Origin of the sequence: Streptomyces sp. NPDC057697 (genome assembly GCF_042799335.1) — a bacterium.
Classification (GTDB): Bacteria; Actinomycetota; Actinomycetes; order Streptomycetales; family Streptomycetaceae; genus Streptomyces.
Genome location: NZ_JBHVJA010000001.1, coordinates 770,614 through 785,394, shown reverse-complemented (window position 1 = coordinate 785,394; position 14,781 = coordinate 770,614). Strand labels below are relative to the sequence as shown.

At 72.2% G+C, this 14,781-nt stretch carries 14 protein-coding genes; 9 read left to right on the top strand and 5 right to left on the bottom strand.

What is annotated here, in order from left to right; genetic code table 11:
- The first annotated feature begins 388 nt into the window (after positions 1-388).
- Both ACFVFH_RS03525 and ACFVFH_RS03520 read left to right on the top strand, forming a co-directional pair.
- Positions 389-1,363, top strand: a complete 975-nt coding sequence (locus tag ACFVFH_RS03525; RefSeq protein ID WP_383762765.1) for an ArsR/SmtB family transcription factor — start codon at positions 389-391, stop codon at positions 1,361-1,363.
- 262 nt (positions 1,364-1,625) lie between these two features.
- Complete coding sequence (locus ACFVFH_RS03520) at positions 1,626-2,039, top strand: VOC family protein (protein ID WP_383762762.1); 414 nt, start codon at positions 1,626-1,628, stop codon at positions 2,037-2,039.
- Positions 2,040-2,062: 23 nt separating this feature from the next.
- On the opposite strand, the gene ACFVFH_RS03515 is transcribed toward ACFVFH_RS03520, so the two are convergent.
- Positions 2,063-2,992 carry an oxidoreductase gene (locus ACFVFH_RS03515; RefSeq protein WP_383762759.1) on the bottom strand — a complete coding sequence of 310 codons (930 nt, stop codon included), beginning with the start codon at positions 2,990-2,992 and terminating at the stop codon, positions 2,063-2,065.
- 181 nt (positions 2,993-3,173) lie between these two features.
- Here ACFVFH_RS03515 and ACFVFH_RS03510 point away from each other — a divergent pair, with 181 nt between their 5' ends.
- The gene (locus tag ACFVFH_RS03510; protein WP_383762756.1) at positions 3,174-3,962 is read left to right on the top strand and encodes a sulfite exporter TauE/SafE family protein; all 789 of its coding nucleotides are present in this window, start codon (positions 3,174-3,176) and stop codon (positions 3,960-3,962) included.
- 33 nt (positions 3,963-3,995) lie between these two features.
- Here the strand turns inward: ACFVFH_RS03510 and ACFVFH_RS03505 are convergent, their stop codons facing one another.
- On the bottom strand, positions 3,996-4,619 hold the full coding sequence (locus ACFVFH_RS03505) for a class F sortase (RefSeq protein WP_383762753.1): 624 nt from the start codon (positions 4,617-4,619) through the stop codon (positions 3,996-3,998).
- A 99-nt stretch (positions 4,620-4,718) separates the two neighbouring features.
- Positions 4,719-5,525, bottom strand: a complete 807-nt coding sequence (locus ACFVFH_RS03500; RefSeq protein WP_383762750.1) for a hypothetical protein — start codon at positions 5,523-5,525, stop codon at positions 4,719-4,721.
- A 602-nt stretch (positions 5,526-6,127) separates the two neighbouring features.
- Here ACFVFH_RS03500 and ACFVFH_RS03495 point away from each other — a divergent pair.
- The 4 genes from ACFVFH_RS03495 (at position 6,128) to ACFVFH_RS03480 (ending at position 11,918) form a co-directional block, all read left to right on the top strand.
- Positions 6,128-7,111: an ABC transporter permease gene (locus ACFVFH_RS03495; RefSeq protein ID WP_383762747.1), complete on the top strand. Its 984-nt coding sequence runs from the start codon at positions 6,128-6,130 to the stop codon at positions 7,109-7,111.
- Positions 7,112-7,124: 13 nt separating this feature from the next.
- The gene (locus ACFVFH_RS03490) at positions 7,125-8,069 is read left to right on the top strand and encodes an ABC transporter permease (protein ID WP_383763563.1); all 945 of its coding nucleotides are present in this window, start codon (positions 7,125-7,127) and stop codon (positions 8,067-8,069) included.
- A complete protein-coding gene (locus tag ACFVFH_RS03485) occupies positions 8,066-10,147 on the top strand; it encodes a dipeptide ABC transporter ATP-binding protein (protein WP_383762744.1) in 2,082 nt (693 codons plus the stop codon). The genes ACFVFH_RS03490 and ACFVFH_RS03485 overlap by 4 nt, the downstream gene beginning before the upstream one ends.
- Positions 10,148-10,235: 88 nt before the next feature.
- Complete coding sequence (locus tag ACFVFH_RS03480; protein WP_383762741.1) at positions 10,236-11,918, top strand: ABC transporter family substrate-binding protein; 1,683 nt, start codon at positions 10,236-10,238, stop codon at positions 11,916-11,918.
- Between the two features lie 58 nt (positions 11,919-11,976).
- Here ACFVFH_RS03480 and ACFVFH_RS03475 read toward each other — a convergent pair whose 3' ends face one another.
- Positions 11,977-12,771, bottom strand: coding sequence for an aminotransferase class IV family protein (locus ACFVFH_RS03475; protein WP_383762738.1), 795 nt, complete (start codon positions 12,769-12,771; stop codon positions 11,977-11,979).
- 87 nt (positions 12,772-12,858) lie between these two features.
- On the opposite strand from ACFVFH_RS03475, the gene ACFVFH_RS03470 reads away from it, so the two are divergent.
- On the top strand, positions 12,859-13,470 hold the full coding sequence (locus ACFVFH_RS03470) for an NADPH-dependent FMN reductase (protein WP_383762735.1): 612 nt from the start codon (positions 12,859-12,861) through the stop codon (positions 13,468-13,470).
- Positions 13,471-13,608: 138 nt separating this feature from the next.
- On the opposite strand, the gene ACFVFH_RS03465 is transcribed toward ACFVFH_RS03470, so the two are convergent.
- Positions 13,609-14,319, bottom strand: coding sequence for a vancomycin high temperature exclusion protein (locus tag ACFVFH_RS03465; protein WP_383763560.1), 711 nt, complete (start codon positions 14,317-14,319; stop codon positions 13,609-13,611).
- A gap of 211 nt (positions 14,320-14,530) precedes the next feature.
- Here ACFVFH_RS03465 and ACFVFH_RS03460 point away from each other — a divergent pair, with 211 nt between their 5' ends.
- Complete coding sequence (locus tag ACFVFH_RS03460; RefSeq protein WP_383762732.1) at positions 14,531-14,743, top strand: hypothetical protein; 213 nt, start codon at positions 14,531-14,533, stop codon at positions 14,741-14,743.
- The last annotated feature ends 38 nt before the right edge of the window (positions 14,744-14,781 follow it).

Here is a 14,781-nt window from a genome sequence, read left to right as displayed (position 1 = left end):
CGTCTCGTTTTGTTCTGGGGAAATCGTTGTGCGTCCTTGTGCTTTTTCTTCACCCGGGGGACGGGGCCAGTTTGGTACGCAAAGAAAAGAGTCCGGAACGGACCGGGATGCGGTCCATGGATCCCCATCCATGGACCGCACCCGGGTTACCCCCATCGGGCACGGTGCCGCACCGGCCTTCCACCGCCGCCGGGCGCGCGAAACCCCCCACGGCCTTCACTCGCCCTTCCGGTGGCGCCGGATTCGTACCCGACGTCGTACAGCTTTTCGGGTGAGTGCGGGCCGGTGCGAGTCGTTTCACCTCTGGCCGAAACCCCGTGGTGACGTGCTGTTACGGATCACCTACCCTGGGGTGGGGGTAATTGCAGGTGCAACAGGTGGGGGCCCGGTGCTGCGTATCCATATGTCCGGAGTGGACCTCTCCAAGGTGCGGATGGCCACCCGGCCGGACGCGCTGTGGGAAACCGCTCTGAGTTTCCACCGACTGAGGGACCGGCGCGGTTCCGCGGTGTTCGGGAAATGGCGTGCGGAAACCCGTCGTCGGTTGAATGGTGAAGTACGTCTGTTGTCCGCGGTGATTCCACCCCGCGGCTATTTCCCGGACTTCCTGACGCCTTCTCAGGAAAACGGCGAGCCGTACGGCATCGACGCGGGAATGGAGGCATTGCGCGGCACCCCGCCCGCCCGGGTCCTGGCCGAACTGGCCCTGCTCGGTGCCGGACGCCGCGACGCGGGCCGCTTCCCGGGCGGCCACGCCGAACCGCTCGGCCGGCTCGTCGACGCGCTGCGCAGCTACCACCGCGCCGCGATCGAGCCGTACTGGCCGCACATCCGGGCCAGCGTCGAGGCCGACCGCGCGGTGCGCGGCCGCGCCCTCCTGGACGGCGGCGCCCATGAGCTGCTCGCCTCCCTCCCGCCGATGATCCGCTGGCGGGCCCCGGTGCTGGAGGCGGACTACCCCGTCGACCGGGACGTCCGTCTGGACGGGCGGGGGCTGCTGCTCCAGCCGTCCTTCTTCTGCCGCGTCACCCCGGTCGTCTACCGCGACCCACGGCTCCCGCCGGTCCTCGTCTACCCGGTCACCCACTCCCGCGCGCCGGTCTTCGCCGAGCCGGGCCCCTGGCTCGGCCGACTCCTCGGCACCACCCGGTCGACGGTCCTCAGCGCGATAGGGAACGGCTGTACGACCAGTGAGCTGGCCCTCCGGGCGGGGGTCTCCCTCGCCTCGGCGAGCCAGCACGCCTGTGTGCTGCGCGAGGCGGGCCTGATCCACACCCTGCGGCACGGCGGCTCGGTCCTGCACACGCTGACGCCGCTGGGCGGATCGCTCCTCCGCGGCGGCGCGCCGCTCGCCCTGTCCTGAGCGGCGGCCAGGGAACTTCCCGGAGCGGGCCGGACGGCGGCGGCGGACGAAGCGGCGGGCCGGACGCGGCGGCGGGAGGGCGGACGTGGTGGGCCGGACGCGGCGGCGGAGGGCGGACGTGGTGGGCCGGACGCGGCGGGTGGGACGCGCCGGGCGGGCAGGGCTTCGAGCGGCGGAAATTCTTTCGCGGGCGGCGATGAGTTCCGTGCCGCCCCGTCGTCTACCCGTCGTACGCGTTCGAACAACAGAGAGCGAAACGGCCATGCCTCAGATGATCTTCGTCAACCTGCCGGTCAAGGACCTCGAAGCGACCAAGGCCTTCTTCGGCAAGCTGGGCTTCTCGTGCAACCCGCAGTTCAGCGACGAGAACACCGCGTGCCTCGTCATCAGCGACACCATCTTCGCGATGCTCCTCAGCGAGCCGCGCTTCAAGGAGTTCACCAAGAAGGAGATCGCCGACTCCTCGAAGTCCACCGAGGTCATCCTCGCCCTGAGCGCCGAGAGCCGGGAGAAGGTGGACGAGCTGGCCGACACCGCGCTCGCCTCCGGCGGCTCGCCCGCCAACGAGCCGATCGACTACGGCCACATGTACGGCCGTTCCTTCCAGGACCCGGACCACCACATCTGGGAGGTCATGTGGATGGACCCCGCCGCGGTCCAGGACCCGCAGGGCTGAGCCGACGACCGCCCGGCGGCCGCTCAGGGGGCGAGACCGGGGTACGTCACCCCCGTGAGCTGCTCGGACGCCACCCAGAGCCGCTCGCTCGTGACGTCGTCGCGCGTCCAGCCCGTCCGCCAGGACGGGGCGGGCGCCCCGCGCCAGCCGAGCGGCCCCGGCCCGGTGAAGGAGTCGGGGCGCACGCCGGGCGCGGTGGCCGCGTACAGCGTGGGCAGCGCACCGGCCGAGGCGGGCTGGGCGACGATCCGGTTGCCCAGGTCGAAGAACCGCTCCGCCGCCCTGCGCCGCTCCATCCGGGCGGCGGCGGAATGCAGATTGGTCGCCGCGTACCCCGGGTGCGCGGCGGCGGCCACCAGCCGGGAGCCGCCCCTGGCCAGCCGCCGTGCCAGCTCGTGGACGAAGAGCAGATTGGCGGTCTTCGAGCGGCCGTAGGCGACCCAGCGCCGGTAGCTCCGCTCGCTGTTGAGATCACCCATGTCGATGTCGGACAGCGCGTGCAGACCGCTGGAGACGGTCACCACCCGCGCGCCGGGGGTGTCGAGGAGCCGGGGCAGCAGCAGCCCGGTCAGGGCGAAGTGCCCGAGGTGGTTGACGCCGAACTGCCGCTCGAAGCCGTCGGCCGTCGTCCCGTACGGGAGGGCCATCACGCCCGCGTTGTTGATCAGCAGATCGAGCCGGGCGGGCGCATGGGCCGCGGCGAACGCGCGCACCGAGTCCAGATCGGCCAGATCGAGCGGGACGAACGTCACGTCCGCTCCGGTCACCGCCTTCCGGATACGGGACTCGGCCTCCCCGCCGCGGGTCTCGTCGCGGCAGGCGAGCAGGACCCGCGCACCGCGCCGGGCCAGTTCCCGCGCGGTGTGCAGGCCGATGCCGCTGTTGGCGCCGGTGACCACGGCCGTACGGCCGCTCTGGTCCGGGATGTCGTTCGCGCTCCAGCCGTGGCTCATGCGCCCAGCGTACGGTCGCGGTGCGCCCCCGGGACCGGCTGGGCCGGAGCGGACCGGGCGGCCGGTGCGCGCCGTGCACGCGGGCGCGCACCAGCGCGGGAAGCCGCGGGAAGCCGCGGGAAGCTCAGGTTTGGCTCAAGGGGTTGGACGGGACGCCGACCGCGTCCTTAGGGTCGTGATCATGCCCGACATAACCCTCACCACCCTGATCGTCCTCTGTCTCGCGGCGGCCGCGGCGGGCTGGATCGACGCGGTGGTGGGCGGCGGCGGGCTGCTTCTGCTGCCCGCGCTGCTCCTGGGGCTGCCGCACGTTCCGGCCGCGCACGTGCTGGGCACCAACAAGGCGGTCGCGATCGTCGGCACCTCGGGCGCCGCCGTGGCGTACGTACGCAAGGCCCCCGTGAAGATCGGGACCGCGGTGCGGATCGGGCTCGCGGCGCTGGCCGGTTCGATGACCGGCGCGTTCTTCGCCGCCGGGATCAGCAGTGCGGTGCTCCGGCCGGTGATCATGGTCGTGCTGCTGGCCGTCGCCGGGTTCGTGATGCTGCGGCCGTCCTTCGGCAAGGAGACGGACGAGGGCGTGCGGCACCGGGTCACCCGGGCCCGCACCGTCACCGCGATCGTGCTGGTCGGTGGCGGCATCGGTTTCTACGACGGGCTGTTCGGCCCCGGCACCGGCACGTTCCTGGTGCTGGCGCTGACCGCGGTGCTCCATCTCGACCTGGTGACGGCGTCCGCCACCGCCAAGATCGTCAATGTCTGCACCAACGCCGGCGCGCTGGCGATGTTCGCCTACCAGGGCAGCGTGCTGTGGCAGCTGGCCGCGCTGATGGCGGTGTTCAACCTGGCGGGCGCGGTCGTCGGGGCGCGGATGGCGCTCAGCAGGGGCAGCGGCTTCGTCCGCGGGGTGCTGCTGGTCGTGGTCTTCTCGCTGGTCGCGAAGTTGGCCTTCGACCAGTGGACGGCCTGAGCGGCCCGCCCCGGCGCCCCGGGCGGCCGGGGTTCAGCGGACGGCGGTCAGATGCGCGTACGCCACCACATTGCCCGCGTAGCCCGTCTTCTTCGAGAAGCCGCCGCCGCAGGTGATCAGCCGCAGCGAGGCGAAGGACGAGGCGCCGTACACCCGCTCGTCGGGGAAATCGTCGCTCTCGTAGACCTCGATCGCGTCGAGCGAGAAGACGGCGGTGCGGCCGTCCTGGCGGACCACCTCCACCGTGCTGCCCTTCTGCAGCGCGCCCAGGTCGTAGAAGACCGACCGCCCCTGGGCGTTGTCCACGTGTCCGGCGACGATGGCGCTGCCTTCGGAGCCCGGGGGAGTGCCGTCCCGGTACCAGCCGACCATGTTGCGGTTCCCGGCGGGCGGCACGTCGAGGCTGCCGTCGGGCCCGAGGCCCAGAGGCATCATCGGGGCGTCCACCCGGATGCTCGGGATGCGGATGCGTACGGGAGCGGAGGGCTTCAGCGGATCGGCGAGCGGCGACCCCGGCTGAGGCACCGGGCCGTCGGCGAACGCCTGGGCGGCGGTCGGCCGGGGCGGGACCAGCTGGGTGTCGGCGCCGTTCCGGATCAGCCAGACACCGGCCAGCGCCGCGACGACCAGCAGCCAGCCCTTGGCCTTCTGGGTCACGTTCGTCCTCCGGGTGACGGAATGGGGATGGTCCCGTCCCGGTGGCGCGGGGCCACCGGGACGGGAACCGGGCGGTACGGAGCCGTGAATCCGGCTCCGTCAGCCGGCTCCCTGCGTGCCGCTCGCCCGGCGACGCAGGAGCCAGGCTCCGCCGACGGCGGTCGCGGCGAGTACGCCGGCGCCCGCCGCGATCTGGGTGGTGTCGGACCGGACGCTGCCGCCGACACCGGTTTTGACGTGCCCGGTGGGTCCGGTGGGACCGTCCCCGGGGCGGTGTCCGGACGAGGAGGTGTCGCGCCCGCCCGAGCCGTCGTGCTTGCCCGAGCCCTCTTCGTCGGACGGACTCCAGCTCTCACGCCCGTCCGACGAATCGCGCCCGCCGGAGTCGTCGCGCCCGCCGGAGTCGTCGCGCCCGCCGGAGTCGTCACGTCCGCCGGAGTCGTCACGTCCGCCCGAGCCGTCACGTCCGCCGGACTCGTCGCGTCCGCCCGAGCCGTCGCCGCGGTCGGTGCCCGGACCCCGTCCGGTGTCCTGGCCGCGGTCCGTGTCCTCGTCCCCGGACGGGTTGTCACGCCCGCCCGACAGGCCGAGCCCGGAGAAGGCGTCGCCCCCGGCGACGGAGTCGAGCAGCGACGGCGCGTCGAGACCGGAGAGGGTGTCGAGGCTGAACGGGCCGTCCGTGCCGGAGCCCGGACCGGACCCCGATCCGGCGTCGTCGCCCGCGTCTTCGTCGTCGGTGAGCCGTGCCCCGGGAGCACCGGTGAGCGTCAGTGACGCCGCCTGGGCCGGGCCGGCCCGCAGTGTGCCGGCATCTCCCGCGTACGCGGGCCCGGCGGCGAAGAGGCCGAGCGTGGCTATGGTGACCGCGGACGCGGCGGTACCGGTCACTAGACGGGCAGGACGCATGGGGGGTTCCTCCGGCGATGGCGCGAGTAGGTGTGTCCTGACCCCGAGCTAACGGGCGGTCCGCCGCCCATGCCTGCTGACACCGAGTCAGCTTTCACTCGAACGGACCGGCGCGGCCTCCTTGCCAAGACGCGATACCGCAGGTCACAGCGGTGATCGAAGCGGCTCGGGCCGGTCCTGCGCACCCCGGTGCCGATCGGGTGACGGCACCCCGACAGAGAGTGGCGTACGTCACATGCATGACCTCGGGAGTGCCGGGCACACGTCTCTCACCCCCCACGGGACGGTGCATGAGGCCGCCCCCGGCCGCCGCCCCCATCGGACCCGCCCCCCCCTGGGCCCGATGGGGGCGGATTCGTGCGGGACGGGACCCGTCCGTGCCCGCCTGGTGACTCCCCGTGGTGAATTGCTGCGGCAGTATGTCGAGCTCATGGCAAGAGCGGCCAAAGCCTGGTGCCGGTCCCGGGGCGCGGACCAGGCTGGGGTTCGCACATTCGTGCTCACGCTCCGTACCCAGAAAGCTCTCGCCGTCACATGCACACGCCCCCTCGACCCGGCACCCCCGAGGTGCGTCTCCGACCTGCGGGGAGGAGGTGCCGGGCATGGTGCGCCATGTGACCCGCAAGGCGGCCGGCTGGCTCCTGATGATCGTGGTCGCGACCAACGCCACGTACTTCCTGGCCAGTTGGTTCCTGGACCCGCGGTCCAACTTCAAGGAGCTGCGCCCGGTCCGTACCGAGGAGCAGATCGACCGGGCCCTCGCGCCGTACAACCTGAGCCCGGGGGAGCCCTTGGTGCACCGCTGGTGGGACTGGCTCACCTCGGTGGTGTTCCACTTCGACTGGGGCAGGTCGCCCACCGGCGTCTCCGTCAACGGGGAGATCGGCTACCGGGCGCTCATCAGCGGTGAACTGGTCATCATCGCGACCCTCCTGTCCGTGGTCATCGGCGTCGCCCTGGCCGTGTACACCGCGTCACGGCAGTACGGCTGGGCCGACCGGATCTCGCAGGCCGTGTCCATCGCGGTGTTCAACATCCCGACGTCCGTGGCCGCGCTCGCCGTGGTCTTCGTGGCCATCTGGCTCAACCAGAACGCCGGACTGCACTTCCTCTACGTCGCCGGGGAGAACTCCCCGGGCGTCGAGGGGCTGTTGCCGACGATCGGCGACCGTCTGCTGCATCTGATCCTGCCGACCCTGAGCCTGACGCTGATGGGCTATGTCGGCTACCACCTGACGCAGCGTTCGCTGCTGCTGGACACCATCGACGCGGACTTCGTACGCACCGCCCAGGCCACCGGGCTCACCCGGTCCCAGGCGATCCGCAGGCACGCCCTGCGCGCCGCGCTCATCCCGACGGCGACCTCCGTGGCGTTCAGCATCCCGGCCATGTTCACCGGCGCCGTCATCACCGAGACGATCTTCGGCTGGAACGGCATGGGCCGCTACTTCATCCAGACCATCGGCAAGAACGACGTGCACGGCACGGTCGCGACGGCTGCCTTCGCCGCCGCCCTGACCGCGATCGGCGCGATCCTCGCGGACATCGCCACCGTCTTCCTCGACCCCCGAGTGAGGGTGAACTGACGTGGCCACAGACATGACGACCGACGCCTCGTCCGGGGCGACGGCGGACCCGGCGGCGCGAACGGCTCCCCCCGGCGGCCGGAAGAACGCCTCCGACCTCGGCCTCGGCCGGCTCTACCTGCGCCGCTTCCTGCGCAACCGCCTCGCCGTCGTCGGTGTGGTGATCTTCGTACTGCTGGTGCTGTTCAGCGTGTTCGGCTCCCTGTTCACCTCCTACGCGTACTCCGACGCCGACTTCGCCGCCCTCACCGAGCCGCCCGGCGCCGCCCACTGGTTCGGCACCAACCAGGGCGGGAACGACGTCTACGCCTCCGCCGTCCACGGGCTCCGGCGCTCCCTGGCGATCGCCGTGAGCGTCTCCGTCCTGACCATCGTCGTCGCCGCGGTCATCGGCTCCAGCGCCGCGTACTTCGGCGGCCGGGTGGAGAAGGCGACGCTCGCCGTCATCCACTTCCTGCTGGTCGTGCCCTCGTTCCTGATCCTCGCGCTGGTCTCCCACCGCCTGGCCGGGGACTGGCGGGTCCTGATCGTCGTGCTCACGGTCTTCGGCTGGATGTCCACCGCGCGGGTCATCTGGTCCGTCTCGACCTCGCTGCGGGAACGGGACTACGTGACGGCCGCCGAGTTCATGGGCGTCGGCGCGCCACGCATCATCCTGCGCCACATCATCCCCAACCTCGGCTCGCTGCTGATCGTCAACCTGACGCTCGGCGTCGTCGCGACCGTGCTCAGCGAGACCGCGCTGTCCTTCCTCGGATTCGGCGTCCAGACCCCGGACGTCTCGCTCGGCACGATGCTCGCGGACGGCGCGGGCACCATCACCAGCGCCCCGTGGCTCTTCGCCTTCCCCGCGGGCCTGGTCGTCCTGCTCACCGTGTCGATGACCTTCGTCGGCGACGGGCTGCGCGACGCCCTCGACCCCACGTCCGTGACCGGTGCGGCAGGAGGCCGACGATGACGCTCACCACCCCGGCCGCGGCCCCGGCCCGCACCGACGCCACCCCCGTGCTCTCGGTACGGGACCTGCGGATCACCTTCCCCTCGGAGGCCGGACCCGTCGAGGCGGTCCGCGGCGTCGGCTTCGACCTCCTGCCGGGCCGGACCCTCGGCATCGTCGGCGAGTCCGGCTCGGGCAAGTCCGCCACCGCGATGGCCGTGATGGGACTGCTGCCGCCCTCCGCCGAACTGCGGGGCCGGGTACTGCTCGGCGGACGCGATCTGGTCGGCCTCGGCGACAAGGAGCTCTCCGCGCTGCGGGGCAGCTCCATCGGCATGGTCTTCCAGGACCCGCTCTCCGCGCTCACCCCGATCTTCTCCGTGGGCAGACTGCTCTCCGACGCCCTGCGCGTCCACCAGGACCTGACGAAGCGGGCGGCCTGGGAACAGGCCGTCGAACTGCTCGACCTCGTCGGCATCCCCGACCCGAGGGGCCGGGCCAAGTCGTTCCCGCACGAGTTCTCCGGCGGGATGCGCCAACGCGTCGTCATCGCCATGGCGATCGCCAACAAGCCGTCCGTGCTCGTCGCGGACGAACCCACCACTGCCCTCGACGTCACCGTGCAGGCCCAGATCCTGGACGTCCTGCGGCTGGCGCAGCGGGAGACCGGGGCCGGACTCGTCCTCATCACGCACGACCTCGGGGTCGTGGCGGGCCACGCCGACGACATCGCCGTGATGTACGCGGGCCGGATCGTGGAACGGGCGGGCGTCGAGGAGCTGTTCCGCCGGCCGACCATGCCCTACACCGCGCGGCTGCTCGCCGCCGTGCCCACCGTGGACAGCGGGGTCCACCGGCCGTTGGTCCCGATCGCCGGGGAGCCGCCCGCGCTGGTGGACCTCCCGGGCGGCTGCCCCTTCGCGAGCCGCTGCACGCTCGCCCAGGACGCGTGCCGGACCGGCGAACCCGAGCTGCGCGAGATCACCGGGCACGGGCACGTGGCCTGCCTGCGCGCGGACGAGATCGCCGACGGCACCCTGGACCCGGACGGGGACACCGGGCCGGACGCAGGGACGGACGGGCCCGGACCCGGGGCCACCGGCGAGGTGGTGCTCCGGGTCGAGGACCTCGTCAAGACCTTCCCCGTCACCAAGGGCGCCCTCCTCAAGCGCCGGGTCGGCACGCTGCACGCCGTCAACCGGGTCGGCTTCGAGCTGCGGGCCGGGGAGACCCTGGGGCTGGTGGGAGAGTCGGGCAGCGGCAAGACCACGACGCTGCTGGAGGTCCTGCGACTGAAGCGCCCCGAGGGCGGGCGCATCGAGGTGGCCGGCACCGACGTCGGCACGGTCGACTCCGCGGCCCGGGTGCGGGAGCTGCGGCAGGACGTACAGATCGTCATGCAGGACCCGCTGGGGGCCCTCAACCCCCGGCTGCCCGTCTTCCAGCTGCTCGCCGAACCGCTCCGGGCCATCGGCCGGGACCGCGAGTCGATCCGCTCCCGGGTCCATGAACTCCTGGCGCTGGTCGGCCTGGACGCCTCGGTGAGCGGTCGCTTCCCGGCCGCGCTCTCCGGCGGTCAGCGCCAGCGGGTCGGCATCGCCAGGGCCCTGGCCACCGAGCCGAAGCTCCTCGCCCTGGACGAACCGCTCTCGGCCCTGGACGTGTCGGTGCAGGCCGGGGTGATCAACCTGCTGGCCCGGCTCAAGCGCGAACTCGGGCTCGCCTACCTGGTGGTCGCCCACGACCTGGCCGTGGTCCGGTACATCTCCGACCGCATCGCGGTGATGTACCTCGGGCACATCGTCGAGACCGGGGACACGGAGTCGATCTTCTCCGACCCCCGGCACCCGTACACCCGGGCGCTGCTGTCGGCGATCCCGGTGCCCGACCCGCGGCGCGAGCGGGCCCGCGAACGCGTGGTGCTCCGGGGCGAGCAGCCGAGCGCCACCCGGCCCCCGACGGGCTGCGTCTTCGTCGACCGCTGCCCCCTGTACCGCCTCGCCGACGAGGACGTGCGCGGGCGCTGCCGCACCGAGCGCCCCGCGCCGACCGCGGTGGCCGGGCGCCCCGGCCACCAGTACGCCTGTCACGCCGTCTGAGCCCGCCCACGCCGTTGCGGGGCCGGCTGCCGCCCCCGTACTCACAGCTCACCCCCGTCTCCACCGAACCAGAAGGAGCCCTTTCGCCATGCGCGCAAGACTGGCCCTGCCCCTCGCCCTCGTCGCCGCCGTCTCCGTCGCAGCCACCGCGTGCGACGCCTCCTCCGGGAAGGGCGGGGCCGGCGCGGCGGGCAAGGACGCCCCCGAGGCCGCGTCGGCCGCGGCCGACTACAACCCGGTGCCGTACGACCGGATCAAGGACGGCGGCACCTACACCACCGCCGGGACCTTCGACGACCAGGGCAACCCGTTCAACGTCAACGCCACCCTGACCGCGTCCCGGGTCTGGTCCTGGTACAACGCCGACGCGATCACCTACTCGCCCACCGGCGAGGTGCAGTACAACCCGGACTACTACAGCGATGTGAAGGTCGCGGTCGAGGGCGGCAGGCAGACGGTCACGCTGACCCTCAACGAGAAGGCCGTCTTCAACGACGGCACCCCGATCGACTGGACCGCCATCGAGGCCACCTGGAAGGCCAACAACGGCTCGGACAAGGGCTTCGACGCCTCGTCCACCGACGGCTACGACCAGATCTCCTCGGTCCACAAGGGCGCGAACGCCAAGCAGGCCGTCATCGAGTTCAAGAGCGTCAACGCCTCCTGGACGACCCTGTTCACCACCTTCCTGCACCCCGAGGCGGCCACCGTCGCCAACTTCAACAAGGCGTACGTCAAGAAGGCCCACCCGGAGTGGGGCGCGGGCCCGTACACGGTCGGCGAGTGGGACACCCACTCGGGCGGCATCACCTTCGTCCGCAACCCCAAGTGGTGGGGCAAGAAGGGCAAGCTCGACAAGCGCGTCTACGTCAACCTGGAGTCGACCGCCGCGGTCAACGCCTTCAAGAACGGCCAGCTCGACTACACCTCGGCCGTCGACGCGGAGAGCCTCAAGCAGGTCAAGGGGCTCAAGGGGACGGAGATCCGCAGCGGCGGAAGCCCCTTCGAGTACTCGCTCCACTTCAACACGAAGTCGGCCAACCTCGCGGACACGGCCGTCCGCAAGGCCATCCAGCAGAGCATCGACCGTTCCCAGATCGCGAAGATCCAGTTCCAGGGGCTCGACTACAAGGAGCCGCTGCCCGGTTCGGCGGTGCTGTACAGCTTCCAGAAGGGCTACCAGGACAATGTGTCGGCCGTCCTGAAGTACGCGCCGGACGAGGCGAAGAAGACGCTCGACGCGGCGGGCTGGAAGCCCGGCGGCGACGGCATCCGGGTCAAGGACGGCAAGAGGCTCGAAGTCGGCTACACGATCCTCGGCGACGAGCCGCTGGACAAGGCCGTCGCCGGTGCCTTCAGCGCGATGCTGAAGCCGGTGGGCGTCGAACTCGTGATCAAGAAGGCCGACTCCGCCGACTTCTCCAAGATCCTCAGCGAGCGCAGGTTCGACCTCTTCCTGTCCGGGAACCGCTCCATGGACCCGTTCGGTGCCCGCTACCTGTGCGACTTCTACTGCTCGGACCGTGACTCCAACATCACCGGCTCCGGTACGCCGGAGCTCGACAAGGAGATCCGCGCCACCGCCGACATCGCCGACCTCGACAAGCAGATCGCGGCGGCCAACGAGGTCGAGCGCAAGGCCCTCCAGCAGTACGCCTTCCTGCCGTTGTTCAGCGGCCCCTCGACCTACAGCGTGAAGAAGGGGCTGGCCAACGTCGGCGCCACCATCTTCTACAGCCCGCTGCCGGAGACGGTCGGCTGGGAGAAGTAGCCCCCGCCCGCGGGCCCGTCCCGGCACGGTCGCCCGACCGCGCCGGGACGGACCCGCGTCAGATCGTGTCCCACGGCACCCGCGCGTACGCCTGCCCGAGCCGCTCCATCAACGCCTCGTCCACCGCGAACTCCGTGTCGTCGATCCGCCGGACCGGCGCGATGCCCTGCGAGTTGGTGACGAAGGCCGACCGGAACGCGCCCAGCCCGTCCAGCGTCACCGGACGGCGCACCGACCCCGCGCCGGACAGCTCCCGCTCCAGCAGCGCCATCGTGATGCCGGTCAGACAGGGGGCGTCCGGCCACACCACCGACGTGCCGTCCCAGAAGCCGACGTTGGTGATCGCGCCCTCCGTCACCACGCCGCCCGGCAGGGTCAGCAGCGCCTCGTCGAACCCGGCGCGGGCGGCCAGCCGCGCGTAGTACGTCTGGCCGAACTCGCCGGGCCGCTTGATGTGCGGCACCGTGCGGGCGTACGGGACGGACATCAGGCCGTGCGGCTCGGTGGACTTGTGCGCGGGGGCCCGCACCGTGACCATGACGGTCGTCTCCCCGTCCCCCGGGGCCAGGAAGCCGTGGACCCGGACCGAGGCGTCCCGCACCCCGGCCCCGTCCAGCGCGTGCCGCACCAGGTCGCGGACCCGGTCCCCGTCCAGCCCGTGCCCGAACAGCTCCCGGCCGGCGGCGTCCAGCCGGGCCAGATGCAGGCCGAGGCCACGCACCCCGCCGTCTCTGACCTGCATGGCCGTGAAGTGGCCGTAGCCGAGGAAGGCCGCGATCCGCAGGTCCGCCTCGGTGGCCGGATGCCCGTCGAACTCGGCGTACGGGAAGGGCGCGGTCGGGGGAGTCGTCATGCCGTCCACCGTATGCCGCGGAACCCGTCGGCGGGGGCCACCGGAAGGACTTGACCTCAAGTCCGGTTGACGTACGAGCCTCTTCGCATGGACCTCACCACAGCTCCCACCCCTGCCTCCACCGCACCCCTGAAGGTCGCGGTCATCCTCGCCAGCAACCGCGAGGGACGGTTCGCCCCCGTCGTCGGCGGCTGGTTCCTCGCGCACGCCGACGCCCACCCCGGCATCGGGACCGACCTGATCGACGTCGCGGAACTCGACCTCCCGATCGCCCTCTCCTACCGGCCCGACGCCGACGCGCGGTCCCGGCTCGCCGCCGTTTCCGCCCGGTTGGCGGCGGCCGACGCCTTCGTCGTCATCACCCCCGAGTACAACCACTCCTACCCGGCCCCGCTGAAGAACCTCATCGACTGGCACCGCGCCGAGTGGCAGGCCAAGCCCGTCGCCTTCGTCTCGTACGGCGGGGTCTCGGGCGGGCTGCGCGCCGTCGAGCACCTGCGGCAGGTCTTCGCGGAGCTGCACACCGCCGGCATCCGCGAGACGGTCTCCTTCCACAACGCGGGCGCCCTCTTCGACGACGAGGGCAGGCACCGGGACCCGGCGGGCTGCGACGCGGCGGCCAAGGCGCTGCTCGACCAGCTGGTCTGGTGGGGGCACGCCCTGCGCGACGCCAGGGCCGCGCGCCCGTACGCCGCCTGACGCCGCGCGCCCGTACGCCGCCTGACGCCGCGCGCCCGTACGCCGCCTGACGCCGCGCGCCCGTACGCCGCCTGACGCCGCGCGCCCGTACGACGCCTGACCCGGAAGTGGCGCGCACGCCCCGGGCCCGCCCCGGGGCTACCGCCCGCGCGCCGCCAGCGCCTCCCCGATACCGGACTCCCGCGGCCCCAGGAAGTGCGGATCGGGCTCGAACACGGCGTCCAGCGCCGCCTTCCCCGCCGCGAACACCTCCCGCGCCCCGCCGTAGTACCAGGTCGCGTCGTGTGCGGCGGCCACGCCCACGCCGTACGCGTCGATCCCCGCCGTCCGGCACAGCGCGATCGCCCGGCGGATGTGGAACCCCTGGCTCACCAGCACCGCGCGGTCGACCCCGAAGATCTTCTTGGCCCGCACACAGGAGTCCCAGGTGTCGAACCCGGCGAAGTCGCTCACGATGTGCTCGTCCGGTACCCCGTGCTCCCGGAGATAGGTGCGCATGGCATCCGGCTCGTCGTACTCCTTCCGGCTGTTGTCGCCGGTCACGAGCACGACCTTCACCTTCCCGTCCCGGTACAGCTCGGCGGCGGCCTTCAGCCGGTTGGCGAGGTACGGCGACGGTCTGCCCTGCCGGAGCCCCGCCCCGAACACCACGGCCACCTGCTGCGCGGGCGCGTCCGCGGTCGTCCTGATCCGGGCGTCGGCGACGGCGTGCGTCCAGGCCGAGGGAGCCAGCACGAGCACGCACGCGACCATCACCCCCTGCACGGCCCGCCGCTGACCCCGCCGCGTCCGCGGCAGGCGCGGCCGCAGCCGCCCGAGCGGCAGCCGTCCCGGCCACTTCACCCGCATGGAACCCCCTCCGCTTCCGTGCCGTGCACCGTCGTCCCGCAGGATCAGACGATCCACGGGCCGAAAGGGTTCTCGAACGGGCAGGATGAGTGCCATGAACGCAACCGCCGAGGACGACTGGGTGACGATCGCCGCCTACGAGAACCTGAAGGGCGCCCCGCACCCGGCCGCCGCCGCGCGCGCCTGACTGCGCGACCGGGGCATCGACTGGATGCCGGTACCCGCCGGAGAAATCCACTGCGACCTGGCCTGCGGCCCGGGACCGGACGGCCACTGGCGCGGCTGGATCACCGTCCGCGTGCGCGCCTCGGCCCTGCGCCCCCTGGGCCTCCACCCGGACCAGCCCACCTCCCGCCCCACGGCTCCCTCGCCCCCGGGCTGGTGGCACGCGGCGGCGGAACGCGCGGCCCGGCGACACGGCTGACGGGTGGAAGAAAACCCGATGAACGGATATTTCCGGGC

Excerpts from the sequence above, each read along its gene's own strand:
- ACFVFH_RS03460 (WP_383762732.1), top strand. The coding sequence starts at position 14,531 with ATGCCGGTACCCGCCGGAGAAATCCACTGCGACCTGGCCTGCGGCCCG.
- ACFVFH_RS03470 (WP_383762735.1), top strand. The coding sequence starts at position 12,859 with ATGGACCTCACCACAGCTCCCACCCCTGCCTCCACCGCACCCCTGAAG.
- ACFVFH_RS03495 (WP_383762747.1), top strand. The coding sequence starts at position 6,128 with ATGGTGCGCCATGTGACCCGCAAGGCGGCCGGCTGGCTCCTGATGATC.
- ACFVFH_RS03485 (WP_383762744.1), top strand. The coding sequence starts at position 8,066 with ATGACGCTCACCACCCCGGCCGCGGCCCCGGCCCGCACCGACGCCACC.
- ACFVFH_RS03515 (WP_383762759.1), bottom strand. The coding sequence starts at position 2,992 with ATGAGCCACGGCTGGAGCGCGAACGACATCCCGGACCAGAGCGGCCGT.
- ACFVFH_RS03465 (WP_383763560.1), bottom strand. The coding sequence starts at position 14,319 with ATGCGGGTGAAGTGGCCGGGACGGCTGCCGCTCGGGCGGCTGCGGCCG.
- ACFVFH_RS03490 (WP_383763563.1), top strand. The coding sequence starts at position 7,125 with ATGACGACCGACGCCTCGTCCGGGGCGACGGCGGACCCGGCGGCGCGA.
- ACFVFH_RS03480 (WP_383762741.1), top strand. The coding sequence starts at position 10,236 with ATGCGCGCAAGACTGGCCCTGCCCCTCGCCCTCGTCGCCGCCGTCTCC.
- ACFVFH_RS03500 (WP_383762750.1), bottom strand. The coding sequence starts at position 5,525 with ATGCGTCCTGCCCGTCTAGTGACCGGTACCGCCGCGTCCGCGGTCACC.
- ACFVFH_RS03510 (WP_383762756.1), top strand. The coding sequence starts at position 3,174 with ATGCCCGACATAACCCTCACCACCCTGATCGTCCTCTGTCTCGCGGCG.
- ACFVFH_RS03520 (WP_383762762.1), top strand. The coding sequence starts at position 1,626 with ATGCCTCAGATGATCTTCGTCAACCTGCCGGTCAAGGACCTCGAAGCG.
- ACFVFH_RS03475 (WP_383762738.1), bottom strand. The coding sequence starts at position 12,771 with ATGACGACTCCCCCGACCGCGCCCTTCCCGTACGCCGAGTTCGACGGG.